The 22,395-nt window shown below is 46.7% G+C and carries 20 protein-coding genes and 1 other annotated feature; of the genes, 6 read left to right on the plus strand and 14 right to left on the minus strand.

Going from position 1 to position 22,395, the window contains the following annotated elements:
• Positions 1-5 precede the first annotated feature (5 nt).
• The 9 genes from mutL to BLQ13_RS05425 form a co-directional block, all read right to left on the minus strand.
• A complete protein-coding gene (gene mutL / locus BLQ13_RS05385; RefSeq protein ID WP_090916833.1) occupies positions 6-2,234 on the minus strand; it encodes a DNA mismatch repair endonuclease MutL in 2,229 nt (742 codons plus the stop codon).
• Positions 2,235-2,256: 22 nt separating this feature from the next.
• Positions 2,257-5,004, minus strand: coding sequence for a DNA mismatch repair protein MutS (mutS, locus tag BLQ13_RS05390; protein WP_090916835.1), 2,748 nt, complete (start codon positions 5,002-5,004; stop codon positions 2,257-2,259).
• Between the two features lie 201 nt (positions 5,005-5,205).
• Positions 5,206-6,456, minus strand: a complete 1,251-nt coding sequence (locus tag BLQ13_RS05395) for a putative amidoligase domain-containing protein (protein ID WP_090916838.1) — start codon at positions 6,454-6,456, stop codon at positions 5,206-5,208.
• A gap of 216 nt (positions 6,457-6,672) precedes the next feature.
• Positions 6,673-7,233 carry an outer spore coat protein CotE gene (locus tag BLQ13_RS05400; RefSeq protein WP_090916840.1) on the minus strand — a complete coding sequence of 187 codons (561 nt, stop codon included), beginning with the start codon at positions 7,231-7,233 and terminating at the stop codon, positions 6,673-6,675.
• A 72-nt stretch (positions 7,234-7,305) separates the two neighbouring features.
• The gene (locus BLQ13_RS05405) at positions 7,306-8,286 is read right to left on the minus strand and encodes an aromatic acid exporter family protein (RefSeq protein ID WP_090916842.1); all 981 of its coding nucleotides are present in this window, start codon (positions 8,284-8,286) and stop codon (positions 7,306-7,308) included.
• A 356-nt stretch (positions 8,287-8,642) separates the two neighbouring features.
• The gene (locus BLQ13_RS05410; RefSeq protein ID WP_090917310.1) at positions 8,643-9,407 is read right to left on the minus strand and encodes an ABC transporter permease; all 765 of its coding nucleotides are present in this window, start codon (positions 9,405-9,407) and stop codon (positions 8,643-8,645) included.
• Positions 9,408-9,487: 80 nt separating this feature from the next.
• Positions 9,488-10,282 (minus strand): ABC transporter ATP-binding protein, encoded by a 795-nt coding sequence (locus BLQ13_RS05415; RefSeq protein WP_090916844.1) that lies wholly within the window; start codon positions 10,280-10,282, stop codon positions 9,488-9,490.
• Positions 10,283-10,288: 6 nt separating this feature from the next.
• On the minus strand, positions 10,289-11,296 hold the full coding sequence (locus BLQ13_RS05420) for an ABC transporter substrate-binding protein (protein WP_090916847.1): 1,008 nt from the start codon (positions 11,294-11,296) through the stop codon (positions 10,289-10,291).
• A 132-nt stretch (positions 11,297-11,428) separates the two neighbouring features.
• Positions 11,429-12,943: a carboxypeptidase M32 gene (locus BLQ13_RS05425; protein ID WP_090916848.1), complete on the minus strand. Its 1,515-nt coding sequence runs from the start codon at positions 12,941-12,943 to the stop codon at positions 11,429-11,431.
• 224 nt (positions 12,944-13,167) lie between these two features.
• Between BLQ13_RS05425 and BLQ13_RS05430 the strand changes: the two genes are divergently transcribed.
• From BLQ13_RS05430 to BLQ13_RS05445, 4 genes are all read left to right on the plus strand, one after another.
• Positions 13,168-13,743: a beta-class carbonic anhydrase gene (locus BLQ13_RS05430; RefSeq protein WP_090916851.1), complete on the plus strand. Its 576-nt coding sequence runs from the start codon at positions 13,168-13,170 to the stop codon at positions 13,741-13,743.
• 174 nt (positions 13,744-13,917) lie between these two features.
• Positions 13,918-14,484, plus strand: coding sequence for a PadR family transcriptional regulator (locus BLQ13_RS05435; protein WP_090916853.1), 567 nt, complete (start codon positions 13,918-13,920; stop codon positions 14,482-14,484).
• A 99-nt stretch (positions 14,485-14,583) separates the two neighbouring features.
• Positions 14,584-15,084: a hypothetical protein gene (locus BLQ13_RS05440; protein ID WP_090916855.1), complete on the plus strand. Its 501-nt coding sequence runs from the start codon at positions 14,584-14,586 to the stop codon at positions 15,082-15,084.
• Positions 15,085-15,089: 5 nt separating this feature from the next.
• Positions 15,090-15,371, plus strand: a complete 282-nt coding sequence (locus BLQ13_RS05445) for a YxcD family protein (RefSeq protein WP_090916857.1) — start codon at positions 15,090-15,092, stop codon at positions 15,369-15,371.
• A gap of 99 nt (positions 15,372-15,470) precedes the next feature.
• Here BLQ13_RS05445 and tyrS read toward each other — a convergent pair whose 3' ends face one another.
• From tyrS to BLQ13_RS05470, 5 genes are all read right to left on the minus strand, one after another.
• Positions 15,471-16,733 (minus strand): tyrosine--tRNA ligase, encoded by a 1,263-nt coding sequence (tyrS, locus tag BLQ13_RS05450; RefSeq protein WP_090916859.1) that lies wholly within the window; start codon positions 16,731-16,733, stop codon positions 15,471-15,473.
• A 335-nt stretch (positions 16,734-17,068) separates the two neighbouring features.
• Positions 17,069-17,311 (minus strand) — a binding site (T-box leader).
• A gap of 73 nt (positions 17,312-17,384) precedes the next feature.
• A complete protein-coding gene (locus tag BLQ13_RS05455; protein WP_090916861.1) occupies positions 17,385-17,831 on the minus strand; it encodes a DMP19 family protein in 447 nt (148 codons plus the stop codon).
• Complete coding sequence (locus BLQ13_RS05460; protein ID WP_167375648.1) at positions 17,828-18,295, minus strand: Imm63 family immunity protein; 468 nt, start codon at positions 18,293-18,295, stop codon at positions 17,828-17,830. The genes BLQ13_RS05455 and BLQ13_RS05460 overlap by 4 nt, the downstream gene beginning before the upstream one ends.
• Positions 18,296-18,424: 129 nt before the next feature.
• The gene (locus tag BLQ13_RS05465; RefSeq protein ID WP_090916865.1) at positions 18,425-19,894 is read right to left on the minus strand and encodes a protein adenylyltransferase SelO; all 1,470 of its coding nucleotides are present in this window, start codon (positions 19,892-19,894) and stop codon (positions 18,425-18,427) included.
• Positions 19,895-20,053: 159 nt separating this feature from the next.
• Positions 20,054-20,362, minus strand: a complete 309-nt coding sequence (locus tag BLQ13_RS05470) for a Dabb family protein (protein WP_090916867.1) — start codon at positions 20,360-20,362, stop codon at positions 20,054-20,056.
• Between the two features lie 212 nt (positions 20,363-20,574).
• On the opposite strand from BLQ13_RS05470, the gene BLQ13_RS05475 reads away from it, so the two are divergent.
• Entirely contained in the window at positions 20,575-21,426 is an 852-nt protein-coding gene (locus BLQ13_RS05475; protein WP_090916869.1) for an AraC family ligand binding domain-containing protein, read from the plus strand.
• Positions 21,427-21,431: 5 nt separating this feature from the next.
• A complete protein-coding gene (locus BLQ13_RS05480) occupies positions 21,432-22,361 on the plus strand; it encodes a DMT family transporter (RefSeq protein ID WP_090917312.1) in 930 nt (309 codons plus the stop codon).
• Positions 22,362-22,395: the final 34 nt, after the last annotated feature.

A 22,395-nucleotide genomic window follows, 5' to 3' on the forward strand; every position in this document is an offset into this window, starting at 1 on the left:
AAAAACTACATCACTCGTTTAAATAATTTTTCCAGATCATATGTTGAAAAAGAAATTACTATTGGCCGCCCGTGCGGACACGTGTATGGCTGCCGACATGAACCCAGACGCTGAATCAGCACTTCCGCTTCCCGGTCGGTAAGCTTTTGATTCGCTTTGATGGAAGCTTTGCAGGAGCACATAATCGAAGCGGCTTCACGCATCTTAGCCACATCAATACTACGCTCACTTAGAACCCATTCCGACATTTCCTCAATAATGTCTTTTTCATCTCCTTTAGGGAACCAGTAGGGGTGAGAACGCACACGGAAGGTTTGGCCGCCGAAATGCTCCAAATATACCCCCGCTTGTTCAAACCAGGCGAGTCTTGCTTTTAGCTTTTCTGTCTCGGAAGGTGTGAATTCAAGGGTAATCGGCAGTAGCAACTCCTGTGAGGCCTGAGCCGGATTGCCAAACTGTTCGTAATAGTACTCGTAATTTACCCGTTCATGCGCCGCATGCTGGTCGATCAAATATAACCCTTCATCGTTTTGTGCAATCAAGTACGTTCCGTGATGCTGACCAATCAGACTAAGTTCAGGGAACGCAGGCATAGAAGGATCTGCGTGCATTGCAGCCGACAGTTTGGCTGGATCAGGTATCGATGCTTTTTTCCAGCTGCGTTCTCCTTTTTGACCTGCCGAAGTGTACGGCGTACGGCTTTCCCTTACTGGAGCGCCGTAGGATGGCGTATGATACGCTTCGGTTTGACTCTCGGTAGCCGCTCGGGTTCCAGTTGTTCTCGTGGCAGCTACTTCGCCAGCACTTTCACCCGCATTGTTCCGAGAATGTTGGCCTGGATGATCCTCACCCTTACTCTCCTGCTCAGAATCATTCCTTTGATCAAACTGGGCTCCGTTCAAGAGATCGAGCGAACCGTACGCTGGAGTAGATTCCGGTGGTGCTTCGGGCAAAGGAGCCGATTGCGAGAAATCGGAAGAACTTTGCTGTAATGCTGGTTCTGGGCCATTTCCTGCGCCGACTCCTGTTACTGTAGCTATTCCTGCTCCTGTTTCAATTTCCGCTGGCGCATCCAGGTCAGAATGATCATCTTCTAAAACCGGTTTACCAAGCGGTCCTTGTTGGCCATATCCTTCACTTACTTCCTGCTCTTTCACGGGTCCACGAGGGAACAAAAATTGTTCTTGGATAAATGAACTGTCATCTCCACGTCTAATTTGCTGTTTCCTTACTTGCGGAATCAATACCTCTTGCCTTAAAATCCCACGCAACGTGGTTTCCACAAACTCGTATAGTTCCGCCTCTTTGCTAAAACGAACCTCCAGCTTCGCCGGGTGAACGTTCACGTCCACGAGTGAAGGGTGCATTTCCAACTGCAGTACCACGAGCGGAAAACGATTAATAGGGAGCAACGTGTGATAGGCTTTCAGAATCGCCTGATTTAATCCATAGTTGCGAATATATCGTCCGTTCACAATCGTTGACATCCCCGCACGATTCGCACGTGTCCATTCCGGCAGACTGATCAGACCGCTGATCTTGTAATCCAGATTTTCGCCCTCAATAGGAAGCATCGCTTTAGCCGCACTCGTACCATAGATCGCCGCAACCACCTGTAACAGATCACCATTACCCAGCGTTTGCAGTAACGTATTCTCATTGTGCCGAAGAGTGAACGAAATATACGGATGCGACATCGCCATCCGATATAACACATCCGAGATGTGTCCCAGCTCGGTCTGAATGGTTTTCATATACTTTAGTCTTGCAGGCGTATTGTAAAATAACTCCTTAACCACAAACTCCGTTCCTTGTGGTGATGCAGCATCCTCGTGAGTGCAGAGCTTGCCGCCTTCAATCACGATTCGTCGTCCCCGCCCGTCGTCTCCACTAGCGGTCAGCACTTCCACCTTGGAGACGGCTGCAATACTTGGCAGCGCCTCTCCGCGGAACCCGAGACTTGTGATCTGAAACAGGTCACGTCCGTGGGTTATTTTACTGGTCGCATGGCGGTAGAAAGCTGTCTCCAGATCATCCGGCTCTATGCCTGAGCCGTTATCCTTTACCCGGATGCGAAGCAGACCGCCTTCCTCCACTGCCACTTCAATCTTGGAGGCCCCTGCATCTACTGCATTCTCCAGCAGTTCCTTTACGACAGATGCAGGCCGTTCAACCACCTCACCCGCCGCAATCTGGTTGGCAATATGTTCATCAAGCACATGAATTTTAGCCACAGATTCTCCTCCTCCCGGTTAATCAGGATAATTGCTGTGCCTTTAATTTAAGTTCATTCAAGATTTGCATCGCCTGCAAAGGCGTCATGTTCATCACATCAATTTCTTTCATATGACGGATCAGTTCGCGTGCAGGTTTATCTTCAACTATAACTGTTTTTGTAGGTTGCACAGTTGCTGACTGCTCGTCGTCGAAGATCGACAGCTGTACAACCTCCTGCTGTCCCTGTTTGGATAGACTCTTCGGGCTTTCCTCCCGAATGAACGGCTCCTCCGCAACGTTCGATGACTCCAAACGAGTCGCCGCTTGCACCTTTGCCAACTGTTCGGTTGACGCTCTGTTCTCAGTCACATACTCACTGCCAACCGCTACCTGTGAAGCTGCTTGTTCGAAACCATGCAGTAGTCCATTAGCACGCTCAATAATGCTGTCAGGGAGACCCGCAAGCCTTGCACAATAGATGCCGTAACTGCTACTTGCCGCACCCGCAATCAACTTGCGCAGGAAGTTTACTTTGTCACCGCTCTCCTGAACCGCCATCGAATAATTTGCCAGCTTGTCCAGACTTCCCTCCAGATGAGCCAGCTCATGAAAGTGGGTGGATACAAGAGCTTTACAGCCGATCACGTCATGTACATATTCAATGACCGATTGTGCTATCGCCATGCCTTCACTGGTGGAAGTCCCTCGGCCCAACTCATCGATGATGATGAGACTGCGCGGCGTTGCTTTTTCGGTCATGACCTGAATATCGGCCATCTCCACCATAAACGTACTCTGACCACCGATCAGATCATCGGCAGCACCGATCCGTGTGAAGATACGATCCATGATCGGAACTTCAGCTTGACCAGCAGGTACAAAACAACCAATCTGCGCCAGAATCGAGATGAGTGCAACTTGTCTCATGTACGTACTTTTACCAGCCATATTCGGTCCGGTAATCAGCAGAATACGTGCCTCCTCCTCAGTCATCGCAGTATGGTTTGCAATAAACGCCCCATCACGCATGACGGCCTCCACGACCGGATGCCGTCCTTGCTCGACGACCAGATTATATCCATCTGTCAACACGGGACGCACAAAGTTACGCTCTGCACTAATCACTGCAAACGATTGATATACGTCAATTTCAGCCACTTGCTCAGCAAGCTTTTGTAGACGTGCAATCTCTTGATTAAGACGTTCGCGTAGCTCTGCAAACAGACCGTACTCGATATCGACCATTTTGTCCTGAGCTTCAAGAATGAGTGTCTCCTTCTCTTTCAGTTCAGGTGTAATATATCGTTCAGCGTTCGCAAGTGTTTGTTTACGCTCATACCGTCCTTCAGGAAGTGAAGCAAGATTCGATTTAGTGATTTCAATATAATAACCGAACACCTTGTTGTACCCGATTTTCAGCGAGCGGATGCCCGTTGCTTCACGTTCTCTTGCTTCCAGCTCGGCAATCCACTGTTTACCATTCACCGAAGCTTCCCGAAGCTCATCCAGACGGGCGTGGTATCCTTCGCGGATCAAGCCCCCATCTTTAACCGACACGGGCGGTTCATCCACGATAGCCTGTCCAATCGCATCACGCAAATCAGCGCAATCATCCATCATTTCAGCGATATGCTGGAGCGTTACAGACGAAGATGCCGCGCAGTGGTGGCGCAGACTCGGAATTTTGTCCAGTGACGATTTGAGCGCGTTCAGGTCACGACCATTCGCATTCCCAAAAGCAATTCGTCCCACCAGACGTTCCAAGTCATAGATGTCTTTCAGCTCAGCTCGCAGATCCTCACGAAGAATAAACTGGTTATACAAGGTATCTACTGCTTCCAGTCTTTCATTGATCTTTCCTTTTTGCAAAAGAGGTTTATCCACCCAGCGCCGCATCATGCGGGCGCCCATAGACGTCTCCGTGCGATCCAGCAACCACAGCAGGGAGCCTTTCTTCGAACGTTCTCGCACCGTTTCTACAAGCTCCAGATTACGGCGTGTAAACGGATCAAGAATCATATAATGATCCGGCTCATACGTAGAGATTTGTGTCAATTGTCCGAGCGAGCGCTTCTGCGTTTCACTTAGATACGAGAAAAGACGCGCTACACATGCTTGACGCTCCGGCTCCAGCCTTGCCCATACCGACTCGCCAAACTGCTGACGCACGAGGTCTTCCTTGCTTTTAGTCCATGAGGTATATACTACCGGACGGCCGATTGGAGATGATTCGGATTCTACGAGCTCCAGCAGGGCTTCATCTCCAACAAGTTCAGACGGCTCATAGATGCCAATTTCGTCCTTAAGCCACTCCTTGGAGTATGGAACTGATGTGACGTACAGTTCTCCTGTAGAGAGGTCACAGGCAGCAAGAGCGAGCGTGTTTTGGTTACCGGTTAGACATACCATGTAGTTGTTAGACTTGTCCCCCAGCGTCTTTCCTTCCATCACCGTTCCGGGTGTAACTACACGAACAATCTCGCGGCGTACCATGCCTTTGGTTACTGTCGGATCTTCCATCTGCTCGCAGATGGCTACTTTATACCCTTTCTCAATCAGACGCTGTATGTAATTTTCCGCCGAATGATAGGGCACACCACACATCGGAATTTTGTCGTCCGTGCCTCCGTTGCGTGCTGTTAACGTGATCTCCAGTTCTCTTGCAGCATTGATTGCGTCATCGAAGAACATTTCGTAGAAGTCACCTAATCTGAAAAAAAGAAATGCATCCTGTGCTTCGGATTTGACTTGCAAATATTGTTGAATCATTGGCGTGTACTGAGCCATGATATCGATCCACCATCCGTTCCTATGATGTCAGGAAGAAAGTTCCCTGGAAGGCAATAAGGCGTCAGGCACCAAGATCGCGCACCTCCGCCTTATGTTCGGCTATCCGCCTGTTCCTTCATGGGCTTACTGCTTCATTTCTTCCGTATCTTAACGTATTAAAAGTCCTATATTTCATTATAACAAAAAATTGACGCTTCTTCATGAGCCTGCCCGAATATTCCAAAGTTTACGAATATCCCGGCTCTCATCCCAGGTATGCCCCCGTTTGAATTGCCGCATGAGAGGCGCAGCATATCGTTCATACCTAGCATATCCGGGTAGCTGTTTCAGATCGTTCATCAGTGACGGGATACAGGTCATCATGACATCACGCTGTCCTTTGTAAAACGCAGAATGAACCTTCTCCTCTGCTAAAGGACGCTGTTTTAACAGATCGTAGTGGCATGCAATCAGACCTGCAAGAGCAACAACCCCTTTAGCAACAACCGGCGAAACAAGAAAACTCGGCAGTGTCCGATATTCGAATCCACCATAGGCTTTCAGACGAAAGTCACCTAACGTTCCGTACCTTGGTCTTCTTCCTGATCCGCGTGGATCTTGCAACACTGCCAGTGGTAGTGCCAAATAATTATCCAGAGCACGGAGTAATCCCCCCGTTAGATGCAAGCGACTAAAATGAATGTGGCCACCTAGCGGCAATCCTCGTTGCGGCATTCCACCTGCCTGCCAGATCAAAGAGGAGTCACTTATGCTGCGTGAGGCAACCGCAAAGGCTCGCAACAAATGCGACAACAACTCACGCGGTTCTGCACTCGGAGCTGGACGAAGCTCGGCAACGGGGTACACCCGTCTGCCACCAATCGTTACTGAATCACAGCCTGCGATACCCGTGCGTTCGAGAAAACGAGAAGCAGGTACAATTTTGGACTCAGGCATCTGCACCAGTAGAAACTCAGGGTCCATGCCGAGCACAGGAACCAGGTTCTCCTGCCGCTCCTGGTTCAATAACGTCTGATTTTGCTGCCAGCTTTCCCTATAAAGCAGAGCAAGGTCTGTCACACCTTTCCACGGCTCGGGATTAACCGAAATGACTGCACACCCGCCATTACCCGAAGCTTCCAAACGGACAGCCCCATGATCTAGACCTAATGTATACAACGTCTTGATCGCAAGGCGCTCTACCCGTTTATAAACAGATGATGCCGCTTCACGAACCAGTTCGTCTTCCTGTCTCGTTCCCATCCCGCTGGTGTCTCTGCGTAGGATACGAATTGCCTGAAGACAGCTGATATGCACATCATACCGCACACGGAGTCCAGCTTCCCGCTTACGTTGCTCACTCATGGACAGCACTTCGATCCCTGCCTGTTTTAAACGCGTTATCCGTTCGCCAGCGCCCAGACGTGTATAAGCTTGAACACCCTTTTCGGCTTCTTCCATGAAGTCCATTCCGTCCCTCCCTTCGCCATGTTCTTGCTTATCAAAAAAAGACCCCGCAGCTGCGGAGCCTTCCCGTTAAACTCTTCAGGCACATAATCAGGCTCGTCACAACCCATTTTTTGTACTTTATGAAAGAAAGAGGGCTTACGCCCTCTTCGCCGCACCTTATGGTGCATATGATACCTTAGGTTATGAACATTCACTTTCCTTTTTCGAATGAGCGATTTACAACTCATCATCCAGCAGGTCTGGATCGAGATCATCATAGTCTCCATCCGCGCTGCCATAGTCATAATCCTTGTCTTCGTAATCACCGCAGCCATCCGTGCATACCTTGACACAGACCTTCGTTTCAGCCACAAGCTCTACAGCGAATTCCCGCTCAACCCGGATAATTACGCTGCCGCCCCCCGAGGACACTGTGGCTTCCACACAGCTAGGCTCCTGCGTTGCATCCGCAGATACCTCTACAGTGGAAGTCCGGTGTTTCGGGTCTAGATAGGACAAAGGTACATGTTCTACATACGATACCGTTTCTTTAGCTACATCTGTCTGTGAATTTTTGTCGTAGGAATACCAAATGTTGATATCGTAAGTACCAATAACTTCAATCCCGTCCCCCGCTGATACGGCTTCATACTGGTGGTTGATAATCCAAGCCCCCAAAATGCTGGTCGGACCATTGGGCGGAGTCACGGTATGTGTTACGGTAGAGAACTTACGACCTTTGCCGCAGATCGCCTTCGTGATAATCTCTCTACATTGATGTTTATGACTCAATGACATCTTTAAACCTCCTCCATACAATCATTCACTACAAGTGTATGCAGGACATCCGTCTAGGGTGACAACTATTTTCTATGATTCGTTTACAGATTGCGAGCGGTCTGAGATTGGAGAAGGCGCTTTGTCCTTCTTGGCGATTTTCAGATACATGGAGAGCTCCCGGCACAGCTGGAGAATAGCGGAACGCATCTCGAATTCTTCCCTTGTATCCGGCAACTCCATTTGTCTGAATTCTTCCTGCACATCAGCAAGCAACTTTTCCGTTCGTCCCGTGTACGATTCGGTCAACACGTCCTGACTGAGCTGATCGAACAGCTCCGCTACCATCTCGGCATGAGGCATTTTCTGATAGACCTGGGATACAAGATGCATCATGTGCTGTATGGAATCCAGCTGGGTTTTACGCATATAAAAGTATACGCTCCAGCCTTCATTGGGATGAATGACCTGATTCTCCAGTGAACGTTTGGCCGCTTCAATTCCGCCGAGTACGGCTTTATCCGCTTCAATTAATTCTTTGCCTGCCCATACTTCATTGGGGTTACGCAACGTTGTGGCGAACTCCCGGAAAATTTTCGAGAACAATTCATCGATACGTTTACGTATACGGAACATCTGTGGATCAGCCGCAGGCATATACGCCAGATTCACAACCATCGCTGAACCAAGGCCAATCAAGAGCAGCGCAATCTGTACAAGAATGACATGCACATCCATCTCTCCACCGCTAAATACCCGAAACACCACGACTGAACCTGTCACAATACCTTCCTTAAAGCCCACCCGAACAATCACCGGAAAAGCCGTGAGTATGTATACGCCCAACACCCAATAATGGAAGCCCAGAAAGTGAAAAAGTACACTTGCAAACAAAAGACCAACCACGGATGCAAAAAAACGTGCCGATATCGTTCGAATACTCCTTTTTCGTGTAACATCCACACCCAGAATCGCAAGCAAGCCTGCTGATGTTGGTCCTGGCAGGCGGCACCAGTCCGCTATCAGTACAGCCATCAGCGCTGCGATTGCCGTTTTAATGACTCTAAAACCCATTTAACATTCCATCTCCTCTAAGCTGTACAAAAGTTCGTGATCCATAGGTCGTCCATTTAGTATAACTCAACCAGTTACAAACTAGACGACATCAACCGGCATGCACAACACATGCCGGTCACAGAAACATGCCACGAAGAAGAAACACTGCCCTTTCAATTGCGATAACCGAAAGAGTCGAAACCTGTAACCGACCTATACTCATCCCATGTGTTTCTGCCCGGCATGAAGGTTTTCCTTCCATCAAATATCCTACTTGATTTTACAATTGGGGGCAACGTGACACCTCTTGTGAAATTGTATACATATGATGAATACTTGTAAAATGGCTCTGTCAGTCACTTTTCATTTTCGAGCTATGATCTACGACCAGACGATAGTAACTTGCGTTCTGCATATACAACCAGTTGATACATAGCGGTAGCTACGACTGCAATAATGAGCAGGCTTGATAACACAAGTGTGAAGTTGAACACCTGGAATCCGTAGATGATTAAATATCCCAGACCCTGTTTGGCGACCAGAAACTCACCGACGATGACCCCAACCCAGGCCATACCCACATTGACTTTTAACGTAGATACAATTGTGGGGAATGAAGCAGGAAACACAACTTTGGCAAAAATTTCAGATCGTTCACCGCCAAACGTGCGAATAACCTTCACATAATTGGGATCTACTTCATTAAAGCTGTTGTACACAACGAGCGTTGTAATGATGACCGTAATAGAGAGGGTTGTCATCACAATGGCTGTAAATCCTGCCCCGAACATAACGATAAAAATCGGACCGAGCGCGACCTTAGGCATGCTGTTGAACACAACCATATAAGGATCGAGCACTTTGGACAAAAAAGGAGACCACCAGATCAGAACAGCAAGCAACGTTCCGACAAGTGTCCCCAGTAAAAATCCAACGACCGTTTCACCTACGGTTACCCCGACATGTGCCCATATTTCGCCGCTGACGACATCCTTGCCAATCTGAGCAAAGATTTTACTCGGATAACTGAAGAGCAATACATCAATCCACCGTAATCTGCCCGCCAGCTCCCAGAGTAAAAACATAGCGACTAACATGGACAGCTGAACCGCAAAAATATGTTGCCGCCATCTAACCATCTTACGATGATGGTCACGATGGAGTTCTTCCAGCCAAATTTCACGTACTTCCTGCTTTCCTTGATCTGGAATTTTCTGACTCACGTATCTTTCTCACCTCCTCCAGACTGAACAAGTTCATCCCAGAGTGACTGGAACAACTCATTAAAGCCTGCCTGCTCCCTTGCATGGAAAGGCTGTGCCAGCCGAATCTGTTCAGGAATATCGAATTCACGCCGAATGCGTCCGGGGTTGCGGTCAAGTACGATGACCCGGTCGCTGACTGCAATAGCTTCAGACAAATCGTGTGTGACCAGCACGGAAGTTTTGCCATACTGTTTTAACGTATCCGATACAAGATCTTCCAGTTGTAGTTTGGTTTGATAATCCAAGGCCGAGAACGGCTCATCAAGCAAGAGTATCGCAGGGTCTGTGGCCAATGTTCGAACGAGGGCTACCCGTTGCCTCATGCCACCCGACAATTCAGAGGGGTACTGCTCTTCTGTCCCGCCAAGTCCCATACTAACGAGAAGTTCACGGGTACGCTCTCTGCTCTGTGCGTCCAGATTTCCTGTCAACTCAAGCCCGATCAGTGCATTATCCAGAATCGTCCGCCAGGGGAACAGATAGTCCTGTTGCAACATATAACCCATATTGGCAGAGGGACCTTGAACATGCTTGCCTTCGACTTCAACCTTTCCCCGAGTCGGTTTTAGCAGTCCGGCGATGATCGACAATAACGTTGTTTTTCCGCAACCACTCGGTCCCACCAGACTGACGAACTCTCCTTGTTTGATCTCCAGATTCAAATCCTCGATGACGAGTGATGCTTCGCGTTCACTGACATACACTTGAGAAATATTGTCCAGTCGAATTACGTTCCCGGAATCAGGCATTGCTCCTCACTTCCTTCCCTGGAGCGCCTGTTCTGCAAAAGACGGATCAACAATGGTGTTCAATTCAACCCGCTCTTTTAATTCTCCGGCAGCGCTCATGACATTCAGCAGATTGTTCCACTCATCGCCATCAATGATCGGATCTATGGCATACGTGCCTTGTTCCTTATACCGGCTTACGCTGCTGGTCAGAATCGCTGGATCAATGTCTTTGAAAAACGGGGTGATCACTTGTGCAATCTCCTCCGCTGTATGAGAATCTACCCAAAGTTGAGCCTTGTGCAATGCATTCGTGAATTTTTGTACAAGTTCTTTGTTTTCGTTCAAATAACTTTGTTTGGTCATAAAAACCGTATAAGGCAGATGCCCGCTTTCCGTTCCGAACGATGCCACCACTTTACCTCGGCCCTCCTGTTCAAAGATCGATGCCTGCGGTTCAAATAGCTGTACATAATCCCCTGTGCCTGAAGCAAAGGCAGAAGCAATATTCGCGAAATCCACATTCTGAATCAATTCCAGATCACTTGACGGGTTAATGCCATGTTTGTTTAAAACAAACTCCCCGGCCATTTGCGGCATGCCACCCTTGCGCTGTCCGAGAAATACACTTTGCCTCAATTGTTCCCAATCAAAGCTGTTCTGGGCATTTCGTGCGAATAAAAACGTTCCGTCGGTCTGCGTGAGCTGAGCAAAGTTAATGACCGGGTCTTCTGCCCCTTGTTGATAGACATAGATGGATGTTTCTGCACCAACCAGTGCAATATCTACCGAACCTGCGAGCAATGCCGCCATCGTTTTATCTCCACCAGCCGTTGTTTGGATATCCACTTCAAGCCCTTCTTCTGCAAAAAAACCTTGAGCCGCGGCTACATATTCCGGTGCATAAAATACAGAACGAGTCACTTCACCAATCGTAATCTTGGCTTCATTCTCTTCCTTATTGCAGCTCGTCAGCGCTACAATGAGAATCAACAAAATTACAATCCCCCGGACAAACCATGGCGTATATTTCATTCGATTTCCCTCCTTTTCTGAGTTCAGCAGTTTCTCTTTACTATGAATATGCCGAGGCCCAGTAAAAGGTTAAGAACTTGCACACAAAAAAAGGTCAACCAGAATTTTCTGGCTGACCTTCATTCAGACGCTTTATAATTTATAAATCTCAGCATACTTGGCTTCCAAATAGTCTGCCAAATAATCCGGATTCAGTTCTTCACCTGTCACTGCAACTATGAGTTCGGAAGGGGTGCGGCTCTTACCGTAGCGATAAATCTTGTCTGTAAGCCACTCTTTGATTGGAATCAGATTCCCTTCTTCAATCAGACGATCCAGCTCCGGCATCTCCCGACGTAACGTATGCATAATCTGTGCAGCATACATATTGCCTAAAGAATAAGAAGCAAAATAACCGAAATCTCCACCGGACCAGTGTACATCCTGAAGCACACCCTCACCATCGTTCGTTGGCAGAATTCCGAGGTATTCCTTGTATTTTTTATTCCATGTTTCTGGCAGATCCTTCACTTCCAACCCTTCATTATAAAGCATTTTCTCAATCTCATATCGAATAATGATATGCAGATTGTAAGTCAGCTCGTCTGCTTCAATCCGGATTAGAGAACTCTCCACCCGGTTTATTGCACGGTAGAAATCTTCCAGCTTCACTTCGCTCAGTTGCGGGAAATGTTGCTGTAGATCTTTATAATAACGTGTCCAGAAAGGCAGACTGCGTCCGATCATATTTTCCCAAAGACGGGATTGAGATTCGTGGATACCCATCGATGTGCCTTCGGCAAGAAGCGTACCGGCGAGACTCTCATCAATATTTTGCTCATATAGTGCGTGCCCGCCTTCGTGCAGAGAACTAAAGATCGCACTGGTTACATCATCCTGTAAATAGTTAGTCGTTATTCGAACGTCACCGGGATTCAAACCTGTAGCAAATGGATGCACACTTTCGTCAAGACGGCCTGCTTCAAAGTCATATCCCATCTGTTCCAGAATAAACAGACTGAACTTCTCCTGCTGTTTGGTGTCAAAAATTTGATTCAGAAAATCAGTATTAGGCTTATTCTCAGCCGCATTGATTTTCTCTTGTAGTGGAACGAGACGCGCTTTGAGGCGGGCGAATACAGCATCTACCTTTTCCACAGTCAATCCGGGTTCGTACATGTCCAGCAGTGTATCATACCTTGTATCCTTGACACCCCAATAGTCAATAAACTCCTGTTTAAGTTTCACGATGTCGGTGAGATATGGTGAGAATCCGGCATAGTCACTGTTATGTTTGGCATCTTCCCAAGCCGTCTCCGATTTGGCAGTAAGTACGGTGTAGGCTTGAACTTTCTCAGGTGGAACCGACTGACTGCGATCATACTCCTTCTTGCACTCCTCCACTTGGCGGCGGTCGGTGTCTTCGAGTTGCTCCAGCACCTCCGGCTCAGTCAACGTATCTAGATAAGCTTTCATCTCAGCGGAGGTTTGCAGTTTGAATGCCTCTGTAGAGAGCAAGCCCAACGTCTCCGAGCGAGTTGGAACGCCTTTTTTCGGTGCTCCTGTGCGTAAATCCCAGTGAAGCAAACCAATGGCTTCGTGATAACTTTTTATTTTACGGGCCAGAATAAGGAAAGATTGCAAATGTTGCTGTGTTTGTTTGTCCATGGTTACCGTTCACCTCTTCAAAAAAAATTTGTACACCCTATTGATGATACTTTTTGCATTGCGTATAATCAACTTTTGACAGAAGTATAATGCATTATGCTTCTAAAATAGGGATAGCGCGGTCTACTGACTGCGGTGCTCTAATTAATCAAAGGCGTGTAGGACAAGCTGCATCTCATGCAAATGGCCGTGCTCGTCGTATTGGATAACAGGAGGCAATGGACATGAACAACATTCAAGAGATTTTGGCTTACAACAAATCATTTGTCGAGACTAAAGAATACGAGAAGTATACGGCTAGCAAGTTTCCAACCAAAAAGATGGTCATCATCACTTGTATGGATACCCGTCTTGTAGAGATGTTGCCGAAAGCGATGAACCTGAAAAATGGCGATGTAAAAATCATCAAAAATGCAGGTGCAATTATCTCCCAACCTTTTGGTAGTGTTATGCGTTCTGTATTGGTTGCTATCTATGAATTGGGCGCCGATGAGGTGCTCGTGGTAGGTCATACAGAATGTGGTATGGCTTCCCTGCATGCTGAAACAATGATTGGTCACATGACAGAACGTGGAATTTCCGAAGAGGTCATGTCTACGCTTGAAAATTCCGGCATTCGTCTGCAAAAGTGGCTACGCGGGTTTGATAGTGTTGAAGAAGGGGTAAAAGGAACTGTGGACGTGATTAAAAAGCATCCATTACTTCCTCCCAATGTACCTGTTCACGGTATGGTGATTGACTCTGCCACAGGCGAGCTTGATCTTGTCGCTGACGGGTATGGACAACAGGCATCTCTCTAAATGGTTTGGAGTGCGGACCTTCTTGGTTCGTACTTTTTTTTGTCTAAATTAAGGCAGTTATCCTGTCAGGTTGTCAAACCATACAGTTTCAGTGTACACTTTTATGAAAGCGGTCAACGAAACAAAACAAGGGTTGTTTCGTTGGCCCAGCCCTAATATTAAGGAGACATGTGCATGAACATACTTTCCTACGGATTACTCGGGCTGCTTACCCGCGAGGAGTCTTCCGGTTATGATCTAATGCTGAAGATTCAGCCGCATTGGCAGGCCAAACACAGCCAGATCTACCCGCTCCTGTCCAAAATGGAAAACGAAGAGTTACTCGCCTCCCGCTGGGTACAACAGTCTGACAAACCGGACAAAAAAATGTATGCAGTTACGGAAAAAGGCATTCAGAAGTTACTGGAGTGGATGATTACTCCGGTTACGGCGCCCGTTACGCGCGATGAATTTAATCTTCGCATTCTTTGTGTAGGTATTGCCGAAGATGGAAGCATGAGACGTATCCTGAATGAGCGGAAAAGCTGGTTCATGGAACGTATACGGTATTTCGAAGAATTGAAATCACGGATACCGCAGGATAATCTTCGGGTAGGCAACCGGGATTTTGGAAGTTACATTTTGGTGCAAAAAGGGTTAATGCATGCCCAGACGGGGTTGGAATGGTGTCATTGGGTCACCCAGCTTCTCGATGGTCAAGCGGCTATTCAAGACCCGAGTCCAAGTATTTCAGAAATTTAAATTAATTTTGAAACGTTCCAGCAGGTTGACCCGTATTACTAGAGTAAGGCCCATTTTGGGGAGTTAAACAAATTTATTCAGGGGGTTACGATCTATACAATGAAGAAAAAATTCGGAATTAAACATCTAATGATGGTTTTCATGGCATTCACACTACTGTTCGCAACGGTTGGTGTTACGAATCCGGACAGTGCTGATGCAAGACGAGGCGGCGGTGGATTCAAATCCGGTACGAAGAGTTACACGAATACCCCTAAGAAATCAGACAATAACGTAAGTCAGTCCAATTCCCGTAACAATTCCAATACTGGCGCAGCGGCAAATAACCGTGGTGGATTCTTTGGCGGTGGCGGCGGCTTCATGAAAGGTATGATGCTGGGTGGTTTGGCCGGTATGTTGTTCGGCGGACTGTTTGGCGGTATGGGAGCACTGGGTAACATTCTTGGATTGCTCGTGAACGTAGCAGCAATTATGTTGATTGTTATGCTGGCTATGGCATTGTTCAGAGCCATTACAAATCGCCGTAAGCCTGCTGCGGATGGTCGTTATGACCGCCGTGACGATCGTGATGATGATCGTAACAGAAACGGACGGTACTAAGCTCTATGGTTCTAAGTATGGATGAGATTGTGAATGCAATTTGCATTCACATGGCAGAGCGTAAAGGTGTGCGTCCTACGGACGTAAATGTGGAGTTAAGCTGGGAAGAAGATACAGGTTATTCCGCAGAAGTCTGGATTCAAGGCCGCAGTCAGTTCCTGGTAGAATCCAACATGATCGAAGCAATTCTTCGCTACTTGCACAGCGAGTACAACATTCGTGCGTATCGTGAAGATGTTACCTTGGATCTGGATGAAGAGATCACTGCGATTGTCAATCAACATTAAAATATGGCTAGCTTCTAGCTTGTTATACAAAAGACCGTCTACCCTCTGTCATCTGACAGCATGGGAGACGGTCTTTTTGGTTGCTTGATTTGCAAATAACTATGCTTGAAGCTTAACCAGGCTGTAGTTCTTTTTACCTTTACGGATGATGATAAATTTACCGCCAATCGCGTGCTCTGCAGATACCGTAAATTCAAGCTCGGTTATTTTTTCGCCGTTTATAGAGATGGCTCCCTTGGTCACATCCTCACGAGCTTGGCGTTTGGAAGGCTCCAAACCAAGATCAACAAGCCAGTCTACAATATTTTTAGCTTCACCGTCTGTTTCGTATGTTGGCATTTCCTTGAAACCCTGCTCGATCTCATCTGCTGTCAGGGAACGAATATCTCCGCTGAACAAAGCTGCTGTGATACGTTTTGCCTGCTCCAGCATCTCTTCGCCGTGAACGAACTTGGTCATTTCCTCTGCCAAGGCTTTCTGTGCTTCACGTTTATGCGGCTCTGTTTCAACTTTCTCAGCCAAGGCTTCGATTTCTTCTTTGCTCAGGAATGTGAAGTATTTCAAGTATTTAATCACATCCCGGTCATCTGTATTCGCCCAGAATTGGTAGAATTCAAACGGTGTCGTTTTATTCGGATCAAGCCAGATCGCACCACCAGCTGTTTTACCAAACTTTGTACCGTCCGACTTCAGCATCAGTGGGATGGTCAAGCCATAAGCTTTCGATTCTGAGCCTTCTTTTTTACGAATCAGATCCAGACCGCTCGTAATATTACCCCATTGGTCAGATCCACCAATCTGTAGTTGTACATCCTCCGTTTGGAACAGGTGAAGGTAATCTAGTGATTGCAGAATCTGGTAAGAGAATTCCGTGAATGAAATTCCGCCTTCAAGACGGCTTGCTACGACATCTTTTGCCAGCATGGTGTTCAGGTTAAAGTTTTTCCCGTAGTCACGCAGGAACTCGATAACGTTAATCTTATGTGTCCAGTCATAGTTGTTAACCATGCGAACCTGATTGTCACCTTCGGTAACAAACAACTTTTTCATCTGTGCCGTTAACGCGTCTACATTCTCTTGCACTTGCTCCAACGTCTGCAAAGAACGTTCGGACTGACGACCACTCGGGTCACCAATCGTACCCGTTGCGCCGCCTATAAGAATTACCGGACGGTGCCCTGCCAATTGGAAACGTTTCAGCATCATAAACGGAATCAAGTGTCCGATATGCATACTGTCACCTGTCGGATCTACACCACAGTACAGGGAGATCGCTTTGGTCTCCGTCAGTTCACGTAGCCCTTCCGCATCCGTTTGTTGATTAATGGCGTCGCGCCACTGTAGTTCGTCAATAATGTTCATTGTAATAACCCCTTTTCATCATCAAAATTCAGTCATGACTTACGTTCTATATAAGTTGAACCAAGGAATTTACACCGTCCACTTCGATGACAGAATAACCCTCCAATCGCTGTTATCCCCAGATTTTTTTGGTTCCCTTTCCCAAAGGGGAAAATCCGGTGATAAGCGTATGCTTCCGATGTAGCTTTCTTTCAGAAAGCTTTTAGGCGAACGCTTCGCTTTTTCAGGTTTTTTCTGTCCTCTCCGTTAAAGTGTAAAATTAGTTCAACTTATCTGGAACTAACATTGCAAGTGGTATTTTGGACACAAAAAAATCGCCGCCTTGTCTTCACAGACACAGGGACGATTAGAATAACCGTGGTACCACCCAAATTGCATGGACAACCTCTCCGAACATTCATATGTTCAAGAAATAGCGATCCATACCACTTTCAGCAAGTTATCGTTTGCCCATCCGCTTGGCATTACCCAAGTACTCCAGAGTGTAATTCGCAGCCCTTGTATGTATCAGGTTCCATCACCCCCTGACTTTCTGTAACAGGGACAAAGCCGCTACTGCGCTCTATCAACGTAATTCATGTATTTAATTATAGCCAGTATAGCGAAACGTTCTGCACATTGCAAGCGCAAGTATTCAAATCATCAACAAAACTATAACCTGATCCGTAGCTCGTCATGGTAATGAGCGTAAGCCTTCTCCGCAACCTGATCTTCGTTATTCCAGAGTTGCTGGTCCAGCTCATCCAAACGTTCTTCTTGCTCCGTCTCCAGATATTTTGGGATGTCCCACAACCACGTTAGTCTAGAATCGTTTTCCAAATGCTCAAAACAAGCATATTGCTGCTTCACATTACTCAGAACCTGGTTTGCCCCGATCGTTTCAAGTGCCTTGCATGCGAACTTATAAGCCTCTTCTCCCCAGTTGCAGAAGAATTGTATAAAACCACCATTATAGACATCTGCCTCAAACAGCCACAACGCTGCAATCTCTTGTTCCGTCTGGGAAAGCGCAGTCCATCCTTGCGCAGACCGGTTCTTTTTCTCCACAAAAGTCAGTGCGTAATCATACCACACATCCTGAATGTCCCGTTCGCTCATATCGAAGATTTCCCCTTCCTGGGTTGAACCGTTTCCAGTTCCCGGCGTTTACCCTCTTGATGCCAAGTTAAATATGGTTCACCGATCCTTCGAAAAGCTGCCCGTACGTTGTCTTCGATCTCTTGCCACACTTCACTTGTATAATCGAGATGGGTGTTAACGTTATCGACACCATACTTCTTAAGCAGGCTTACATGGGCGGCTGTAAAAATCATATCTTCCAGCAACCAGTAGAGGACCTCCTCCACGTGCTTCAGCTTTTTAATCAGGGATGGTACACCGCGTTCATAGATTGTAACAATATAATGTCCATCGCCTATTTCGACATAGGGTGCACCTTCCCATTTGAACGACTCGCCCAATCGGTTCACATAACTTTCCATCTGTTCCATCGGGTAAGAAGTGCGTGATAACAATTCAAGGAGTTGCTGGGCTAGCTCCTCCATGCTTAACAGATTTGACACAAGATTCACCTTCCTTCTCTCTAACATCTAGAGTGTGAGATCAACCTCATATAATCGATTATAACGGCTAACAATGAAAAAGCTGCCTCTCGGCAGCCCACACCTTTTCCTCTCAGGTTCACAGAGAGGTTAAGTCCCGCAAAATGTCTTATACGAAGGGTCACAGGACACTGGCATCGCACCAAATGCTTCCTGTTCAGGAGTATACGCATAAGGACGCTGGAGAATATCCAGCAAAGGCTGGATCAAACTGTAGTCTCCGTCCTGCTCTGCTCGCTCCAGTACTTCTTCTACCTTCTCGTTCCGCGGAATCACTACGGGATTGTTTCGTTTCATCTGTTCCATCACTTCATCGCTGGATTCCGGCTGTCTAACTAATCTGTCTTGCCAGCGTGTATGCCACTCCTTGAAGTCGGACTCGTCACTAAGTGTGGAGGTTTCCAGTTTATTCAGAGTCAATGTCACAAACGTATTCGTGAAGTCTGCAGCATGCTTTTCCATCAGATCGAGCAGGTCCTTAATCAAGGTCTCATCTTCCGCTTCTTCCGTAAACAAACCGAGTTTGGCTCGCATACCCGTTAACCAGTGATGATGATAGTGCTCCGAAAATTGTGCAATGGCATCCTGAGCGATTTGAACAGCCTGCTCTTCATCTTCATGTAGTAACGGCAGTAATGTCTCAGCAAAACGAGCCAAATTCCAGCCCGCAATGTATGGTTGATTGCCATAAGCATATCGGCCTTGTCTGTCAATTGAGCTGAACACCGTCGCTGGGTTATACGTATCCATAAAGGCACAGGGACCATAATCAATCGTTTCCCCGCTAATTGCCATATTGTCCGTATTCATGACCCCGTGAATAAAGCCTACGTTTTGCCACTTTGCAACAAGGTGCGCCTGAAGTTTGATCACTTCCTGTAGGAAGCTTAGATAACGCTGTTCGTTACCTTCTACTTGCGAGAAATGACGATGTATCGTGTAGTCTGCGAGCGCACGTAAATCCTCTACCGAACCAAATTGGGCTGCATACTGAAAAGTTGCGACTCGAATGTGACTGGCCGCGACTCGAGTGAGAATAGCCCCTGGGCGCTCTGTTTCACGATAAATGCTCTCTCCTGTGGAGACAACAGCCAAGCTTCGTGTCGTAGGAATTCCCAGGCCAGCCATTGCTTCACTGATAATGTACTCCCGAAGCATCGGGCCAACGGCAGCACGTCCATCCCCTCCGCGGGAATACGGCGTCCGTCCTGAACCTTTTAACTGAATATCCACTCGGTCCCCTTGCGGAGTAATCTGTTCACCCAGGAGCAAAGCACGTCCATCCCCAAGCATATTAAAGTTACCAAATTGATGACCTGCATACGCTTGTGCAAGGGGCTCGGCTCCGTCTGGTATATTATTACCCGCGAAAATAGCTGTGCCTTCGGGGCATTGCAGTACATCTGCATTCAACCCCAGGCTGACCGCCAGTGTTTGATTAAAAATGATCCAGTCTGGAGACTGGACAGCCACAGCTTGTTGTCTTGTATAAAACGTTTCAGGCAGTTCTGCATAACTGTGTTCCAGATTCCAGCCTGCGTTTAAATCGTTTTTTTCCATGGGTCACACTCCTTCTCCTAACAAAGAGATTCCTTTGTTTATCTTCATGTAGCATTTGTGAACCCATACTCATTTATGTCGTCGCATGGAAATTCCAAAGTAAAAACAGTTCTTATCTGACGTGATCATCCGGCATAAAACCAAGTGTTTATTGGTATTTTACTTCGCAGGGATCGGATAATCTGTTACAATCACGTTCTCAATCCAGCCATCCAGAGAGGCTACGAATGCCTGATGTGCAGGGTGCGGACCGTATGCTCGCAAGGCTTCCTGATCTTCAAATGTCACTCTTAAACCCAGGGTGAATCCTTGAATGCGATCGGTTTCCTCCGTTACATTCACGCCAGCCGTCAGATCAACAATTCCAGGAATCTGATCCTGTAACGCAAGCAACTGAGCTACAAACTCCTGTTGCTTCGCAGGTGTGATTTTATCGTTAAATTTAAAAATAACCAAGTGTTCAAACATATTATCCCATCTCCTTATCCTTTGAAGGAAAATCATTTATTTCATTGACGGAAAATTTTTCATCTCTACCATTCTTATTTTAAATTAAACCTAAACTGAACTCAAATAGATGTTCTCGATTCACCGCTTCGGTATAATAAGCAATATTGTTCAAGAATTCAGCCTCAGATGCACGTTATAATCACCTAAACATACCAGAAAGAAGGTGCATCATGAGTCGCGAAGTGCGAACCGTCGTGTATGATTCAGATTTGCAACTGGAAGCTTATCAATTTGAAGGCATCATGCAGAAATTTCCCAATCATTTTCATGACTATTATGTGATTGGTTTTATTGAAGAAGGGAAACGGCATCTCGTCTGTAATAACGAGGAATACCTGTTAAACAGCGGTGACATCATTGTTTTCAACCCCCAAGATCCTCATGCCTGTGAGCAGGTAGATGGAAGAAAATTGGATTACCGTTGCATCAATATTCAGCCAGAAGTGATGCTGGAGTACGTGCGTGAAATTACTGGACAAACCTATTTGCCAAGGTTCTCCACCCATGTTCTATACCATAGTGAGCTGGTCTCCTCGCTCCATGAGCTACATCAGTTCATCATTGAGGAACAACCTGACTTTTGCAAAGAAGAAATGCTTTTCTTGCTACTAGATCAACTGCTGAAAGACTACGCTGGTGCAGAGATGGCTGAAACTGAACAGAATATAACGTTGGAGATTCGGCAACTGTGTGATTATATGGAAGTCCATTATTCGGAAAACATCAGCTTGAATGAATTATCCGAGATATCGGGGATAAGCAAATACCATCTACTTCGACAGTTTACTCGTCAAAAAGGCATATCTCCCTACCGCTATCTTGAAACGATACGGATCAATCAAGCCAAACGCCTTTTGGAACAGGGACTATTGCCTATAGATGTTGCTGCTCAGACGGGCTTTAGTGATCAAAGCCATTTCACCAATTTCTTCAAAAAACTGATTGGTCTTACGCCCAAACAATATCGTCGTATTTTTAATCACGGTGCCGAGACTAAACGATTGCAGGAAAACAAGCGATGATTTTAATGCGTAATCACAACCATGTTGCTGGACACCTGCTTGCCTTATTTACCATTCTCATCTGGGGAACCACTTTTGTTTCAACAAAAGTGTTACTGAAGGACTTTACACCTGTTGAAATCTTACTATTCCGTTTTCTGATTGGTTATCTCGTTCTTTGGATGATCTATCCACGTACTCAAAAAGTCGTTTCTTGGCGGGAAGAAGCATTATTTATCGGTGCAGGTTTATGCGGAGTGACCTTATATTTTCTCATTGAAAATATGGCTTTGGTACATACAACAGCTTCCAATGCAGGCATCATTGTATCCGTTGCTCCTTTCTTCACCGCTGTACTTGCCCACTTTTTTCTGGATGGGGAACGGTTAACCCCCCGCTTTGTAAGCGGATTTGGCATTGCGATCTGTGGGATTATCCTGATTACCCTGAACGGAAGCTATATGTTGCAACTTAATCCCTTGGGTGATCTACTCGCATTTATCGCTCCTGTGGTGTGGGCAGTGTACTCGGTTATGATGCGTAAAATCGGATTACGAAACTACAACGTTATAGGCGCAACACGTAAAGTGTTTTTCTATGGCCTGCTATTCATGCTACCAGCGTTGGGTTTAGTAGAATCTGACCTGAATGTCGCTAGATTCACACACCTCACCCATTTATCGAACCTTCTCTTTCTCGGTGTGGGCGCTTCAGCCCTTTGTTTTGTGACATGGAATCAAGCCGTTAAGCTACTAGGAGCGATTCCAACAAGTGTATACATCTATCTCGTACCTCTGATTACAGTTGGTTCATCTGCACTTATTCTTCATGAGCAACTGACATGGGTTAGCATACTAGGTGCATCCCTTACGTTGTATGGCTCTTACATTTCGGAGAGCACGGCGAGAGGCAAAAAGCGCAACGTATTTTCGGCAAAATTACGTCGCAACACTTAACTCACTTCTCGTTAGAAGTTACGTAATCACGTTC

Origin of the sequence: Paenibacillus polysaccharolyticus, from assembly GCF_900102085.1 — a bacterium.
Classification (GTDB): Bacteria; Bacillota; Bacilli; order Paenibacillales; family Paenibacillaceae; genus Paenibacillus; species Paenibacillus polysaccharolyticus.

Excerpts from the sequence above, each read along its gene's own strand:
- mutS (WP_090916835.1), bottom strand. The coding sequence starts at position 5,004 with ATGGCTCAGTACACGCCAATGATTCAACAATATTTGCAAGTCAAATCC.
- BLQ13_RS05395 (WP_090916838.1), bottom strand. The coding sequence starts at position 6,456 with ATGGACTTCATGGAAGAAGCCGAAAAGGGTGTTCAAGCTTATACACGT.
- BLQ13_RS05400 (WP_090916840.1), bottom strand. The coding sequence starts at position 7,233 with ATGTCATTGAGTCATAAACATCAATGTAGAGAGATTATCACGAAGGCG.
- BLQ13_RS05405 (WP_090916842.1), bottom strand. The coding sequence starts at position 8,286 with ATGGGTTTTAGAGTCATTAAAACGGCAATCGCAGCGCTGATGGCTGTA.
- BLQ13_RS05410 (WP_090917310.1), bottom strand. The coding sequence starts at position 9,407 with ATGGTTAGATGGCGGCAACATATTTTTGCGGTTCAGCTGTCCATGTTA.
- BLQ13_RS05415 (WP_090916844.1), bottom strand. The coding sequence starts at position 10,282 with ATGCCTGATTCCGGGAACGTAATTCGACTGGACAATATTTCTCAAGTG.
- BLQ13_RS05420 (WP_090916847.1), bottom strand. The coding sequence starts at position 11,296 with ATGAAATATACGCCATGGTTTGTCCGGGGGATTGTAATTTTGTTGATT.
- BLQ13_RS05425 (WP_090916848.1), bottom strand. The coding sequence starts at position 12,943 with ATGGACAAACAAACACAGCAACATTTGCAATCTTTCCTTATTCTGGCC.
- BLQ13_RS05430 (WP_090916851.1), top strand. The coding sequence starts at position 13,168 with ATGAACAACATTCAAGAGATTTTGGCTTACAACAAATCATTTGTCGAG.
- BLQ13_RS05435 (WP_090916853.1), top strand. The coding sequence starts at position 13,918 with ATGAACATACTTTCCTACGGATTACTCGGGCTGCTTACCCGCGAGGAG.
- BLQ13_RS05440 (WP_090916855.1), top strand. The coding sequence starts at position 14,584 with ATGAAGAAAAAATTCGGAATTAAACATCTAATGATGGTTTTCATGGCA.
- BLQ13_RS05445 (WP_090916857.1), top strand. The coding sequence starts at position 15,090 with ATGGTTCTAAGTATGGATGAGATTGTGAATGCAATTTGCATTCACATG.
- tyrS (WP_090916859.1), bottom strand. The coding sequence starts at position 16,733 with ATGAACATTATTGACGAACTACAGTGGCGCGACGCCATTAATCAACAA.
- BLQ13_RS05455 (WP_090916861.1), bottom strand. The coding sequence starts at position 17,831 with ATGAGCGAACGGGACATTCAGGATGTGTGGTATGATTACGCACTGACT.
- BLQ13_RS05465 (WP_090916865.1), bottom strand. The coding sequence starts at position 19,894 with ATGGAAAAAAACGATTTAAACGCAGGCTGGAATCTGGAACACAGTTAT.
- BLQ13_RS05470 (WP_090916867.1), bottom strand. The coding sequence starts at position 20,362 with ATGTTTGAACACTTGGTTATTTTTAAATTTAACGATAAAATCACACCT.
- BLQ13_RS05475 (WP_090916869.1), top strand. The coding sequence starts at position 20,575 with ATGAGTCGCGAAGTGCGAACCGTCGTGTATGATTCAGATTTGCAACTG.
- BLQ13_RS05480 (WP_090917312.1), top strand. The coding sequence starts at position 21,432 with ATGCGTAATCACAACCATGTTGCTGGACACCTGCTTGCCTTATTTACC.